This is a genomic window from Sphingorhabdus sp. EL138 (assembly GCF_945862485.1).
In the GTDB taxonomy this organism is placed as follows: domain Bacteria; phylum Pseudomonadota; class Alphaproteobacteria; order Sphingomonadales; family Sphingomonadaceae; genus Sphingorhabdus_B.
This window is the reverse complement of sequence record NZ_CAMAYF010000032.1, coordinates 1-14,304: the sequence shown is the minus strand read 5'-3', so window position 1 is coordinate 14,304 and position 14,304 is coordinate 1. Positions and strand designations below refer to the sequence as shown.

The following is a 14,304-nucleotide window of genomic DNA, read 5'->3' as shown; positions in this document are numbered from 1 at the left end:
TCGGTCTATTTGGCCCCATAGTGTTGTTGTTATTGTCGCCGTTTGGTTGGTTCATTTATCGCGGGTTCAAACCGAAGGTGCCTCCGCAGTCTGACTGACATTCTGCGTTTGATGCCAACTGTCCGTCGTCAGAACATTTAGCACTGATGGCATCGAAGTTTAGCAGAGCGTTCGCCTAGTCATTGGTTTTGGAAATTCGTCACTCTGCGGGAACATAGGGGTCGCAATCACCCGAGACCGGAAATCCTCTGGGAGGACCCAGTTTCCAGTGCAATATGCGTGCGGCAAGCCATCATCTGTGGAGCCATTTTTCTGGCTTATCAGACACTAAAACGGCCCATGCGCCTGCCAGAGCAACCGGAGCGCTGCATAGCCCACCAATAACGCTGTGAGGACACGTAGCAGGCGTGGCGAAAGATAGCGCATGCCGAACAGGCTGCCCAGTTGTCCGCCAACCAATACCGCGCCGAGCAGCAGACCATATTGCAGCGCAGGCTCTGCAAGCGAATACGCCCCTGATTTCAGTATTTGACCAAGCAAACCCGCCGCGGAGTTGATCAATATGTAAAGCGACGCGAAGGCGGCAATCCGGCGTGGCTCTGCCCAGCGGATCAGGTGCAAAACCGGCGCCATGAATATGCCGCCACCAATGCCCGACAGCCCCGCCAGCAGGCCCACGCCGCCCGAAAGCGCCAGCAACAATGGCTTGGGAACTACGCGCGGCGTCATCTTATCCGCTTGGAGGAAAAGGGCGATGGCAGACGCCAATAATGTACAACCCAATATCGTCAGGAACACGACTTGTTTCAGCGGCACCAGCCCGCCTGCAAAGGCGAGTGGAGCGGATACAAGAAGCAAAGGCAAAACTTGCGGCCAAGACACCAAGCCAGCGCGCACAAAACGAATGCTGCCGCCGGTCACGACGATGATATTGCAGACAAGTGCAATCACCGGGATCAATCGGTAGTCCACCCCCCATAAGGCAAGCAGCGCCGTGTACGTAGACCCGCCGCCAAAGCCGACGGACGCGTATACAAAGGCGACAAGAGCAAAGAGGCTGGCCAACCAGATCATCTTCGCCCTGCCCCCATCACATTATCAATAAGCACCGTGACAGTGCTTATATTTCTGCCCCGAACCGCACGGGCATGGGTCGTTGCGGCGTAGATTAGGGTCGTCAGCATAAGGGTCAGTGCCCGCAGATATCATTTCTGGACGCTGGATTTTTGTTGTTACCAACCCAAGAGAAGCGCCGTCATTGTCATCACTATTATCTGCACCCGTCAACGGGTCGATATGTGTTGTCAGGAAATCGGGTAGCTCGGGTAAATCTTGTGGAACAAATTCTTCCTCGGCCCGGAAATCATTGGTGGCGATTGTTTTGGTCACGCCTTCGCGGATCGCCGACAACATGCGTTCAAACAGGCCAAAGGCCTCTTGCTTATATTCGTTGACGGGGTTTTTCTGCGCATAAGCGCGCAGGTAAATCACCTGACGCAAGGCATCGAGCGTCGACAAATGCTCTTTCCAATGATGGTCGAGCGTTTGCAGCAAGATGCTTTTTTCGACCTGACGCCAGATGGTTTCATCTAACGCAGCGCCCTTTGCCTTGAAACGAGCGCCCGCCAATTCGGCAATGCGGGTTTCGATCATTTCGGGCTCAAGACCGTCTTCCTGCAGCCAGCTATCGATATCGGGCGCTAGGCCCAGCACCTCAGCGCACTTCTGCTTAAGGCCTTCCACATTCCATTGCTCGGGATAGGTCCCTTCGGGGCAGTGATCGCCGACAATATTGTTCGCCGTATCGTTGAGCATATCCTCAATGATGTCGTCGACGGCTTCCGCATCCATGATGTCACTGCGTTGTTCGTATATGACCTTGCGCTGGTCATTCATGACATTGTCATATTCAACCAACTGCTTGCGGATATCATAATTGCGCGCTTCCACCTTTTTCTGTGCGGTTTCGATAGCTTTCGACAGCCACTTGCCGCCAATAGCCTCCCCATCTTCAAGGCTGGAATTCATCATTTTGGAGAACAAAGTTTCGCTGCCAAAAATACGCAGTAGATCATCGTCTAGCGACAGATAGAAACGCGAAAGCCCTGGGTCACCCTGACGCCCCGAACGGCCGCGCAACTGGTTATCGATACGGCGGCTTTCATGACGTTCTGTCGCAAGGACAAACAACCCACCGGCTTCAATTACCTTCGCTTTTTCCGCAGCGATTTCGTCCTGCAACGCTTGGATGGCGGCGTCGCGCGCCTGCCCTTCGGGCATGTCGCGTAATTCATCATTCAACCGGAATTCAAAATTACCGCCCAGCTGAATATCGGTACCGCGACCCGCCATGTTGGTGGCGATGGTAACGCTGCCTAAACACCCGGCTTGCGCCACAATATGCGCTTCGCTCTCATGGAAACGGGCGTTCAGGACGCTGTGCTGGACGCCTTCCTTTTCCAAAAATTCAGCGATTAACTCAGATTTTTCAATCGATACCGTTCCGACCAAAACAGGTTGACCGCGGTCATTCGCCTCTTTGATCGTTTTAGCGATCGCCCCGAATTTATCTTGGGTGTTTTTGTAGAACTGGTCGTCCTCATCCACGCGCTGCACAGGGACGTTTGTCGGAATTTCGACAACATTTAACTTGTAGATTTCATGAAACTCGCCGGCCTCGGTGGCCGCGGTGCCCGTCATCCCAGACAATTTTGGATACATGCGGAAATAATTCTGGAAAGTTATGGTCGCCAGTGTCTGATTTTCCGGCTCAATCACGACACCCTCTTTGGCCTCGACCGCTTGGTGCAGGCCGTTTGACCAACGGCGACCGTCCATCATGCGCCCTGTGAATTCGTCAATAATGATGACCTTGTCATCCTTGACGATGTAATCAATGTCACGCTTGAACATAACATTGGCTTTAAGCGCTTGGTCAAGATGGTGCACGACTAAGGTATTTTCATAATCATAGAGATTAGAGCCCGTGAGCAAGCCAGCGCCTTCAAGCAGGCGCTCTACCTTTTCGGTGCCATCTTCGGTCAGCGTGACATTGCGGCTCTTCTCGTCTTTTTCATAATCGCCTTCGTCCAACTGAAGCACGACAGAATGCACTTGCATGTACAATTCAGATTTATCGTCGGTCGGACCCGAGATAATCAACGGTGTCCGTGCTTCATCGACCAAGATAGAATCGACTTCATCGACAATCGCGAAGTTGAAAGGGCGCTGGACCATTTGCGCGCGTTCATATTTCATATTGTCGCGCAAATAATCGAAACCAAGTTCGTTGTTCGTCGCGTAGGTAATGTCGCAATTATAAGCTTCGCGGCGGTCATGTTCGGCAATGCTTGGAACGACAACCCCCGTCGTAAGGCCAAGGAAACCGTAAATCTTGCCCATCCATTCCGCATCACGGCGGGCCAAATAGTCGTTCACGGTTACGACATGGACGCCCTTGCCTTCCAACGCATTAAGATAGCAAGCCAATGTTTCAGTCAAGGTTTTACCCTCGCCCGTGCGCATTTCGGCGATCTCGCCCCGATGCAGCACAATGCCGCCGACCATCTGCACATCGAAATGGCGCATACCCATAACGCGCTTTGAAGCTTCGCGCACTGTGGCGAATGCTTCGGGTAGAATATCGTCAAGCGTTTCACCTGCGGCCAGACGATCACGGAACAACTGCGTTTGCGCCTTCAGACCGTCATCATCCATGGCGGCTATACCGACTTCAAGCGCGTTGATCTTTTCAACGATCTTCATAATCGATTTAACGTAACGGTCGTTCGATGACCCGAATATGGCTTTGGCAAGTCCGCCGAGCATGGATAATTCCTTCAAAATATATTGGAAACGCGCACGTTTGGCGCGTGGTAGGTAGCTGTTGAACGCACCCAAAAGGGTGCAGAAAGCCTAACCTAAAATGATATCGTGCCGGTGAACCGGCGTGTCGGGCGTTACGGCAACCGGGCGCGCTTCACCAATGGCGGGCGCAATGGAAACCAGCGCCTTCGCTGTTTCACGCATCACGGGTTCAGAAGCGGCGACAGCTTCAAGCGCCGCAGCCGCAACATAAGCCTGCGCAACCGCCGTATCCACCGATGCCGACGCGGAGGATACCGGACGCGCCGCCTCCGCCGCGGAAAATCCGCTCATCATCGCCAGTAGATAAATCAGTAATCGCATGTTTTGCCTTATGAGGTGCTGCGATGCATATAGGGACACAAAGGCGGCGCGTCTATCCCGAAGCGCGCTGTTTAGAATGCATTGCCGGTTGCGCCAATTGCGGCCAACAGATAAACGAAATGTAACATTTAAGTACCCTCCGAAGATTTCCAAGAATATCACAAGGTTTCAGTTACTTGTCCAGCACTTCTCCACTCGCCATATCTTTTCCCAACATGCCCGACATTGCGGGCGCAACGCCCTATGTTGCGCGCGCGGGGTATAAGGACTGGGACCGCTGTGACCTGAGCTATGTGACGTTTGATGCGGGCACGACGGTTGCTGGCGTAACCACGCAAAATCTGTGCTGTTCGGTAGAGGTTGACCTATGCCGTGCGCATTTGCGGCATGGCCGTGCACGTGCATTGGTGGTGAATGCGGGCAACAGCAACGCTTTTACTGGGCAGCGAGGCAAAGATGCGGTGGACGTTATTGTTGGGCAGGTTGCGGCGCATTTGAGCTGCGATGCGACCGAGATATTCGTGTCTTCAACCGGTGTCATTGGCGTGCCTTTGCCCATCGACAAGGCGCAAGCCGGTCTTCAAGCGGTTTTTGATGCTGCACCATGCAGTTGGGAAGATATAACGCATGGCATCGGCACCACCGATACCTTCGCCAAGGGCGCAACCGCCAGCGCGATGGTCGATGGCCGCAAGGTGCAGATTGTCGGCATCATCAAGGGTTCAGGCATGATCGCCCCCGACATGGCCACCATGTTGGGATATATCTTCACTGACGCCGCCGTCGATGCAGCATTCTTGCAGCAGCTTTTGTCGGCCGCCAATAAATCGAGCTTTAGCTGCATTACCGTCGACAGCGACACCTCCACCAGCGACACGGTGCTCGCCTTTGCCACAGGCAAGACAGGCAATGCGCGCCTGACCTCATTTGAGGACGCCGGGGCCGACGCCTTTGCAGCGGCGCTAAGCGATGTCTGTCGGCAATTGGCGCATCTCGTGGTGCGGGATGGCGAAGGTGCGCAGAAATTTATTGAAATTCAGGTCACAGGGGCCGTTAGCAATGACAGTGCGCGGCGCGTGGGCCTGGCCATTGCCAATTCGCCCTTGGTCAAAACGGCAATAGCGGGTGAGGATGCCAATTGGGGCCGCGTCGTCATGGCCGTTGGTAAAGCCGGCGAACCTGCAAACCGTGACACGCTTTCGATCCGCTTTGGTTCGACCTTGGTCGCGCGCAACGGATTGGCGGTGGCCGATTATGATGAAGCGCCCGTGGCGCGTCACCTCAAGCAAAAGGATATAGAAATTGGCGTTGATCTGGGCCTTGGGGAGGGGCACGCCACAGTGTGGACGTGCGACCTGACCCACGGTTACATCAGCATCAACGCCGATTATCGCAGTTAAAGCGCAGCTTCGAGCCAGCTTTTCAATTGTGCCTTAGGTGCGGCGCCGACCTTGGTATCGGCAATTTCGCCACCCTTGAACAGGATCATCGTGGGAATTCCGCGCACGCCATATTTGGCAGGCGTATCCGGATGGTCATCAATGTTCAGCTTCACGATCTCAACCTGTCCGGCAAGCTCATCACTGATTTCTTCAAGGCTTGGGCCAATCATCTTGCATGGGCCACACCATTCGGCCCAGAAATCGACCAATACGGGTTTGCCGGATGCAAGCACAGTTGCGGCGAAATCATTATCGCCTACGGTTTTGGTAGCCATTACAATCTCCTTTGTTATGCCCCATGTATTACTGCCTTCAAGGGCTGACAAGGACCATGCGCAATAGTTTTGCTTGAAGCGTCAAGAGGCCGGGTAATAAGGGGCCAAGATAGCGTCCGAAAGCGTGATGAACCGCGGCGCATAAGTGAATAGCAACGACACTTCAACACGCGACGCGGGGAAAATCGTCTGCAATGCGGCACGATAATGTGCCATTTGCCGCAAATGCGGCGCTGGCACGCCGCTTTCATCTTGCGGCACCTGCCGACCCGTTTTGAAATCAATGGCACGCACAAGGCCGGGTTCGACCAATAACCTGTCAATCCGGCCATTGATGACCATTTCGCCAACCACCGCGACCAATGGCACCTCCGCACGTGCAGACGTGCTAAAGAACGGGGCCCATTGCGGGTTGGTGACGATTTCCCGCACCTCAGCGATAAGCTGGCCCGGGTCAATATCATGATCCGGCGTCTGCGCAGTTAGCCATTGCTCCGCTTTTTGCAATGATTCATCGTCCGTGATGCGTTCGAGCAAAGCATGGATCAACTTGCCGCGTTCGGCGGCCTTGCGCATGGACGAAACCGCTGGCGCATCACCATAATCGTCATCGTCTAAACGCGACGGGACTAAAGGACGCGGTGGGCGGCGCTCCTCTGGCACTGTCGCAAAAAGCCAATCGGGCATGGCAACAGGCGCGTCCATTTGCGAAGAGGCAGTCGGGCTGTCTGCTGGCGGCGTCAGGGAGGCCCCATCTTGCCCAACATGGCGCAGCACCCTGCCCCAGCGTGCATCGTCTTCCCAATCGCACCCAAGCGCCGTCATGCCCCGTTGCAACAGCGCACACCAGCTTTCGGCGGGCGGCTCTCCCTTACGGCTGATACCCAATGACCCGGCCATGATCAGCCGCTCTTCGGCCCGCGTGATCGCGACATAAAGCAAGCGTTTGTGCTCCTCCAATTCGCGTTTTTTTTGCAACTCAACGGTTTCCAGCAACTGCCCCGATTGTTCCGCCTTGCGAATAGGTAACAAGGGTATGCGCTGCCCATCGTCCATCAACAGCTCGGCAGACTGGTCTGGTTTCTTGGTCGGGTCAGATGTCACATCCGCCAAAATGACGACTGGGGCTTGCAACCCCTTTGCGCCATGGACGGTCATAATCCTGACCTCCTTGCTGCTGCTGTCGCCCTCGCGCTTGATTTCCGTGTCACCCCGGTCGAACCATGCAAGGAATTTTTGCAAACCCCCGCCCTGTTGCTGTTCAAACTGCAACGCGGAATTCAGCATCTCTTCAATGGGGACCAAAACTTCACTACCCAGACGCGCGGTAAACTTACGCCGCGCACCGATGGGGCCGGACAATATTTGTTCCAGGAAATGATAAACCGTCGTGAAATCGGCCATCGCAAGCATATCGCGCAGCGGGGCGATGTGCGGCTCAAGCTCTGGCCGGTCACGAATATGCTGCCACAGGCTCCCCTTGCGGTCGCCGACATAGCCATATTGGAGCAATGTTTCTTGCGACCAACCAATGATCGGCGAAACCAGCAAACAGGCCAGACTGAAGTCGTCATTGGGCTGCAGCACAAATTTGATCGCGGCCAGCAAATCCTGCACCACCAAAGGCTGCAACAAACGAAGCCGGTCAATACCTGCAACGGGCACATTGCGTTCATGCAATTGCGCCACCAACATCGACGCCATGTCACCACGGCTGCGCAATAAAAACAGGATGTCGCCGGGTTCAAGCGGGCGACCTTTGCTGACGAGCCAAGGCTTTGCGTCAATCAGCGCCTTGACATGATCCGCCAGCTTTTCGGCCAGCGCACGTTTTTCGTCACTGAACCAATCCTCTTCTTCGTCCGAACTGCTGTCATCCTGCCCATTGGGTTTGGCGGAAATGGGTTCCAATAGCTCGACCATGCCGATGTGCGGCTTGTCGCTGTAATGCGCGGCGATTTCGCCTCTTATGCCGAAACTTTCGGGGCCCGCTTCTTCGATAACGGCATTTACGAATTCTAGGATTGGCGGCGTAGAACGGAAACTTTGCGATAGGCTAAGCCGGTTCAACGCGGACCCAGACTTACCGATCCGTTCGGAAAAAGATACGCCTGCGGCTTCATAGCGTTCCGGTGCAGTCCCTTGGAACCCGTATATGGCTTGTTTAAAGTCGCCCACGGAAAACAAAGTGCGTATCTTGTCGGGCTTCACGCCCATGCCACTGTAAAAATCACCCGTGAGCGAACCAATAATCTCCCACTGCGCGGCGTTGGTGTCCTGCGCCTCATCGACCAATATGTGATCGATCTGCCGATCGAGCTTAAATCGCACCCAATCTGCCATCTGGCCATGTTGCAGCAACGCCGCCGTGCGCCGGATCATGTCATCGAAATCGACCGCGCCCAGGGCGTGTTTCGCTTTGCCATATTGCGCCGCAAATTCTTTACCGACCAACAATGCGCGTGCCAGCCTGTCGGCATATTGCGCGCGCGCCACCTGTCCCATCAACTGGTTCGTCCATTCGAACAGCTCTGATGCAAGCGCCTTATAGGCATCCGTCAGGGGGGTATGGTTCTTGGACGCATTCTGCACTTCGCCGTCTTTCGTTGACCAGCAACCATGCAGCTCTGCGAATAAAGCTGCCCGTTCAGCGGGAGAGCGGGAGAGCCAGTTCTGAAGCACCGCTGCACGCTTGCCGCCGCGGCTATCGGCTTTATCTTTGCCCCATGAAAGATTGGCATCGATAATGGCTTGCAGGTCCGCGCGCGGAATGTGTTCGTCGGCAAACGCGGCCGCCAACATATCCTCAACGGATCCAGAAAAGTTGACATCCGCCAAGCGCCGCGCCCAGACCATGGCCCCTGCATCATCGGGGATTCCGGCCATCATATCTGGGGCCGCCGCGGTGCGATGCATGAAGCGCAAGGCTGCCTCCTCGCCCATGTTGACGCTCAGTTCCTGCAAATTGGCAATCATCCTGCCGTCGCCACGCGCTTCGGCATCCAAAACCAAGTTCGCGAGTGCTGCGTCGAGCAATTCACGTTGCTCGCGCCCCTCAACTGGCTTGAAACCTGGAACAAGCCCTGCCTCTTCTGGAAAGCTACCAAGCAAGAATTGGCAGAAGCTATGGATCGTCAATATCTGCAACCCACCGCCGGGCGCATCCAAAACCTTTGCGAATAACTGCCGGGCTTTTCTGCGCGCCTCAGGGCCTACATAGGCGCCAATAGCCTCAAGGTCATGGAACAGAAGCTTATCATCCATCTGCACCCATGTCGCCAAAAGTTGATTGATGCGGTCCGCCATTTCGGACGCGCCTGCCTTCGTAAATGTGATGCACAGCAGATTTTCCGGCTCGACATCATTTTCCAGCAACAGCCGAATGACGCGCGCCGTCAGCACTTGTGTTTTACCCGTACCAGCCGAAGCGCTAAGCCAAATATTGTGGCGCGGAACAACTGCGCTGGCTTGCGCGGAGATTAAGGGATGCAGCTTTTTGGGTTCTGCACTCATGTCGCGTCCTCGATTATTGCCTGACGCCCATTCCATTCCTGCAAGCGCATCAATTGGTCATAATCACCATAAAGAGCGAATTCGGGGTGCAGCTTTGCGGTAAAGGGCGCGTCACCTAATATCCATTTACCAATCGCCGCTTCCGCGTGTTCAACCGCAAAGGCAATAAATTCTTTGCGATCAGGTTTTTTATCGCCTGCGCGTGTGCTTGTCGGGATAACAATATGGCCGAAAGCTTCTTTGTTTTTGGCAAGGCTCCAATATTCGAAATGGCTCGCTTCGCCTGACACGCCTTTGATGGCCAACTCTTCCGCCATGTAACCGATGAGGCCCAGTTGCAGCGCGAAGCCAGCCTTAACCTGCTTGGCCGTTGGTGGTGTACCGGTTTTATAATCGATGATGACCAAGTCGCCATCTGCAGTTCGGTCAATACGGTCCACCCGCCCTTTGACGGCGATACCTTTGAGATGGACAGTGCCGGGTTGCTCGGCAACCGCCACGACGCGACCTTGTTCGGTCATTAGGCGCTTGGTTTCCTCAGCCACCCAGCGCAACCCCGCGGCAATGCGCGGCTGCCATAATGTGCGCAGCAAAGGATCGCTCGCTTCCTGCGCCAGCAAGTCATCGGCGCGCGCGACGAGCTTATCGACCGCGCAAGCGTCGTGGGTGAACCATTTTTCCAATATGTCGTGCACAAGGCTCCCGCGCCAAGCGTAACTTGGTTCGGCATCAACCTTTTCCAAAACGGGAAGGCCCAGAATACGCTTAGCGTAGAAGGAATAAGGGTCAGATTTCAACTGGTCGAAATCGGTAACAGACAAAGAAACCAGACGTTGCTTGGCGTTCGGCATCAGAATAGGGCGCTTGGCAAAAGGTTCCTTTTCGGCAGGACGATCCAGCGCCTCGGCACAGGCCAACAGTGCATCATCAACCGCGAGCGCCTCCCCTACCAGCGCTTTGATCCGCAGCAGAAAGCGTGACGCGACCGTTGGCCCGCCACGATCCCGCCGCGCGCGGGTCAGCAACACCTCTTTCGCGCCCAGGGCCGTCGCCAAGTCATGCGCCGATAGGCCGATATTCCTATCCAAAGTCGGCAGTTTCAGATGCCGTCGTATAGCAGGGGCCAACCATGGATCAGGCTGCGCAATTTGCGGCCATGTGCCTTCGTTCAAACCTGAACAAATCAGTAAGTCTGCCTGTTGCAGCCGCGCCTCCAACAGGCCGTAAATCGCGACGCGCGGGTGCCCTCCATAAGGCGGCCGAACAACCGCGCCGGAGAAAATTTCCTTAAACGTCGCAACCAAGCCGGTTGCATCGACACGGCCAAGCGTCGACAGATTGCTCGAACTGACCTCTTCCCAATTTCGTGCCAGTTCGCGGCCACTTGCGCCCCGCCAGATGCCCCCATCGGTAAGCGCCGTTGCAACATCGCGCAGTGTAGCAAGAACATCCTCAAATGGCTGACCATCGGCTTTCTCTAGCGGTGCCAACAATGTCACAAAACCAGACCACCACGCGATAAGCGCTTCATTTGGTTTGCGCGCTGTCTCCAACCGCCGCGTGATCGCCGCAAGCCCAATGCCGGTGGCTGTGCCCCGCAATGAAAGATCAAACTGCCGTACATGGTCCAACCAGTCGAGCCTTTGCGTGCCGGCAAATACCAAAGGATGCTTGGCAATGGCCAAGATGCTCGACGCGGAAAGACGGCTCCAAATGGCGTCTACCAGCGCCAGCGCAAGCGTACCCGGCGGTGTTTGCAGCAAGGGTATGCCTGCGCTGTCGTCAACCTCTATACCCCAGCGGCGTAGCTGCCCAGCGACCCGCACCGCCAATTCGCGATCTGGCGTAATCAGCGCAACCCGCTTTTGCGCGATCTCCAACGCCCCTCGGATACGCACCGCAATGGCCTTCGCTTCTTGCGCGCTATCCTCCGCCTCCAGCCATTTAGCATGCGGCAAGCTTTTGCTTGATGACGGCACGCTTTGCCAGTGAACGCTATGCTCCGGCAGGCAGAATATCTCCGAAATCGTAGCGGCTTCTGGTACAGACTTGGCGGTCGGGAGAACCGCAATCTCGCTGCGGTCGATACCCATGAGTTCCAGCAAATGTTTCAAATGAAACTGCGGATGCACCTCGACATTATGACGGCGGCCAAAGCTTGGGCTATCCACATTAGGTGGCGATAGATCATCCCATCGCGCATCCGGCAAATCAAGTTCAACGCCCGGCAAGATAACGTGCCCGTTTGGTATAAGTGCGACACGGCGCAGGACGCGGGTCACAGCCTTTGCAGAGGTTGTAATTCCCACCGCTATGATCGGAGCTACACCCACATTTTGCGCTAAACGTTGCTCAAGCGCAGCTAACAGATGGTTCCGGCGCTCGGCTGGCCCCAGCAATTGGCGCGCGGTTAACGCCGCCCGATAGGCGGGCAATATCTGCAAAAGCCGCGCATAAGCATCTTGCCAATGTCCGGCCAAATCAGCCTCAACTTTAATATCTGCGAAATCGGCAAAGTCGACCAGATCAACCTCAAGCGCATCGATTAATTCTGCCAATTTGCGCGCAAGTCGCAATGCTTCCGCAGACGAAAGCGGCGCATCACCGGGCTGATAGTCTTTGACGAGCTTCGCCAACAACATCAGCCGTTCAAAGGGGGCGATGGATGGCCATATTGTGCTGCCCGCCTCTATGGGGTCAAGCATCGGTACCAAGGCTTCATCCAACTGCATGTCACCCACAGCGACCATACGCGGCAACAGCATACCCGGCGCCGCCTGCCGGACAAAAGCCTCCGTCATGGCCTTGATCGCGCGGTTATTCGGCAAGAGGAGTAGGTTGTTGCTTATCGCCAGCGGGTCTGCGCCAGCGGACTTCAATATCCATTGCGCGGTTACATCACACAGGTCATTGCCCAAGGGTACATTGAAGATATGGGCACGCGGAGCGATGGCCTTATTGCCCATATTGTTCCGCCAATTTCGCTTCCGTTGCCGCAATTGCCGCTGGATAGCCGACATCGAACCACAAGCCGTCATGCACGACACCCATACAACGGCCTTGGGCTATAGCGCGATCCCAGAATATATTAGTTGAAAACACATCCGCAGGTGGATCAACAATGAGGCGCTTCGACAGCATTTGAATACCGGTCCACACATAGGATGCAGGCGCATCACCCTGGCGGCGTGACAGTCGGCCATCTGAATTCATGTTAAAGTCACCAATGCCTTGGCTATTATGCGCAGTCTCCATCGGAATGAGGAGCATGAGCACATCCATGCGGTCATCATCCCAATGCGCCATAAGCTGCGAGATCGCATTGTCGCCCGCATTGGTCCACCAATTGTCGGCGTTGACGCAAATGAAGGGATCATCGGAAATGAGCGGCAGCGCCTGCACCAAGCCGCCCCCTGTGTCGCGCAACAACGCGCGCTCGTCGGAAATGCGCACATCCAAATCCGCCGCTGACGCTGCCAAATGCTGCTCTACTTGTTGTGCAAGATAATGCACGTTGACGACGATTTTGCCGACACCAGCATCGCGCAAATGATCCAGCACATGGTCCAGCAACGCAACGCCGCTTACTTCGATCAGGGGCTTTGGCCGATCGGCGGTCATGGGCATCATCCGCGTCCCCTTGCCCGCCGCCATGATCATCGCCGTATCCACATGCTTAACCATCGATATTCAAATCCGTCGGCATCTTATGACGCAGCTCCAATGGGATATGCGTATCGAACCAAAGTTTGACCGGCGCTAGGGACGGAGAGGCCAAATCGCGTTCCAGCAGCGCCCACATGCGCGGCAAGAACGACAGATAGCGCGCCTTGCCCTCACGTTTCCACAGACGTGTGAATATGCCGATAATCTTGGTATTCCGCTGCGCGCCCAACAAGGCATAATGCGCGTCAAAATCGGCACCGGGTTTTGCCGTGGCATGATAATAAGCCAGCATCTCGGCTTCCAACGCAGGCGAAACGTCGCGCCGCGCGTCTTGCAGCAAGGACACCAGATCATAGGCCGGATGACCGACCAAAGCGTCCTGAAAATCAATTATCCCCTGTTGGCCATCTTCCAGCAGCATGATGTTTTCGGCATGGTAATCGCGCAGTACGGTGACTTTTTGATAATCCGCAAGCGGAGCCAGAGCATCAGTCCAAAGCTGATCAAATGCGCGCGCATCAAACGATATGCCCATCGCGGGCATGTACCATTCGGACAAAAGCTGCACTTCGCGCATGTACGTCGCCATATCATAAGGCTGCGCGTGCACCGCGGGTGTCTGCGCCAACCGGACAATGGCATCAATAGCCGCGCGATAGACCGCCGCCTCATCTTCGGGATGTTCATCCAGATGCTCACGCATCCGCCGGTCGCCAAAATCCTCGATTAGCAACAGACCGCGAGAGAGGTCGGTGGCGAAAATTGCGGGTGCGCGGAACTGATGCCCGATCAAATATTGTGCAATATCTATGAATGGACGCGGATCCTCATGCGGTGGCGGCGCGTCCATCAAAATTGCCTTGCCGCGCGCAGTGGACTCTACGCGAAAATAACGACGGAAAGACGCATCGCCTGCAACCGGGGTCACTACCGCGCCTTCCCAGCCATGCGACTTCAAAAAATCGTCCAAGCCGGCGGGCGGCGCCATATTAGTTACCTGTGTCATCTATATCCATTTTCAAAGTCAGTATGCGGCTTCCGTCCGCTTGCGGTGCTATGTCGATTTTATGGCTTGGCACCACATAAGCGGAACCAAAGCGTTCGGCCCACTCAACGAGCGTGATACGTTCACTGCGTTCGTCCGTCAGCCCCAGTTCGTCCAATTCATCCGCGTTGTCGAGGCGATACAAATCGACATGGGCAACGGCAACCAAAACATC

At 55.4% G+C, this 14,304-nt stretch carries 10 protein-coding genes; 1 reads left to right on the top strand and 9 read right to left on the bottom strand.

Translation table 11 applies throughout. The features are described 5' to 3' along the window. Positions 1-327: 327 nt before the first annotated feature. The 3 genes from Q0O33_RS09860 to Q0O33_RS09850 all read right to left on the bottom strand — a co-directional run bounded on the left by Q0O33_RS09860 (position 328) and on the right by Q0O33_RS09850 (position 4,188). Positions 328-1,074 carry a sulfite exporter TauE/SafE family protein gene (locus Q0O33_RS09860; RefSeq protein ID WP_295498995.1) on the bottom strand — a complete coding sequence of 249 codons (747 nt, stop codon included), beginning with the start codon at positions 1,072-1,074 and terminating at the stop codon, positions 328-330. A 24-nt stretch (positions 1,075-1,098) separates the two neighbouring features. Then, a complete protein-coding gene (secA, locus tag Q0O33_RS09855; RefSeq protein ID WP_295498992.1) occupies positions 1,099-3,828 on the bottom strand; it encodes a preprotein translocase subunit SecA in 2,730 nt (909 codons plus the stop codon). Positions 3,829-3,915: 87 nt separating this feature from the next. Beyond that, on the bottom strand, positions 3,916-4,188 hold the full coding sequence (locus Q0O33_RS09850; RefSeq protein WP_295498989.1) for a hypothetical protein: 273 nt from the start codon (positions 4,186-4,188) through the stop codon (positions 3,916-3,918). Positions 4,189-4,364: 176 nt separating this feature from the next. Here Q0O33_RS09850 and argJ point away from each other — a divergent pair, with 176 nt between their 5' ends. Continuing rightward, positions 4,365-5,588, top strand: coding sequence for a bifunctional glutamate N-acetyltransferase/amino-acid acetyltransferase ArgJ (gene argJ, locus Q0O33_RS09845; protein ID WP_295498986.1), 1,224 nt, complete (start codon positions 4,365-4,367; stop codon positions 5,586-5,588). Here argJ and trxA read toward each other — a convergent pair. The 6 genes from trxA to Q0O33_RS09815 all read right to left on the bottom strand — a co-directional run. Then, positions 5,585-5,905 carry a thioredoxin gene (gene trxA / locus Q0O33_RS09840; RefSeq protein WP_125230101.1) on the bottom strand — a complete coding sequence of 107 codons (321 nt, stop codon included), beginning with the start codon at positions 5,903-5,905 and terminating at the stop codon, positions 5,585-5,587. The two genes, argJ and trxA, sit on opposite strands and share 4 nt — an antisense overlap. Before the next feature lie 81 nt (positions 5,906-5,986). Further along, on the bottom strand, positions 5,987-9,418 hold the full coding sequence (gene addA, locus Q0O33_RS09835; RefSeq protein WP_295498981.1) for a double-strand break repair helicase AddA: 3,432 nt from the start codon (positions 9,416-9,418) through the stop codon (positions 5,987-5,989). Further along, the gene (gene addB / locus Q0O33_RS09830) at positions 9,415-12,384 is read right to left on the bottom strand and encodes a double-strand break repair protein AddB (protein ID WP_295498978.1); all 2,970 of its coding nucleotides are present in this window, start codon (positions 12,382-12,384) and stop codon (positions 9,415-9,417) included. Before addB ends, addA begins: the two co-directional genes overlap by 4 nt. Then, entirely contained in the window at positions 12,374-13,102 is a 729-nt protein-coding gene (locus Q0O33_RS09825) for a nucleotidyltransferase family protein (RefSeq protein WP_295498976.1), read from the bottom strand. The genes addB and Q0O33_RS09825 overlap by 11 nt, the downstream gene beginning before the upstream one ends. Then, complete coding sequence (locus tag Q0O33_RS09820; RefSeq protein ID WP_295498973.1) at positions 13,095-14,072, bottom strand: phosphotransferase; 978 nt, start codon at positions 14,070-14,072, stop codon at positions 13,095-13,097. Before Q0O33_RS09820 ends, Q0O33_RS09825 begins: the two co-directional genes overlap by 8 nt. A gap of 1 nt (position 14,073) precedes the next feature. Further along, a partial coding sequence (locus Q0O33_RS09815) for a tRNA (adenosine(37)-N6)-threonylcarbamoyltransferase complex ATPase subunit type 1 TsaE (protein WP_295498970.1) occupies positions 14,074-14,304 on the bottom strand: 231 nt, incomplete at its 5' end.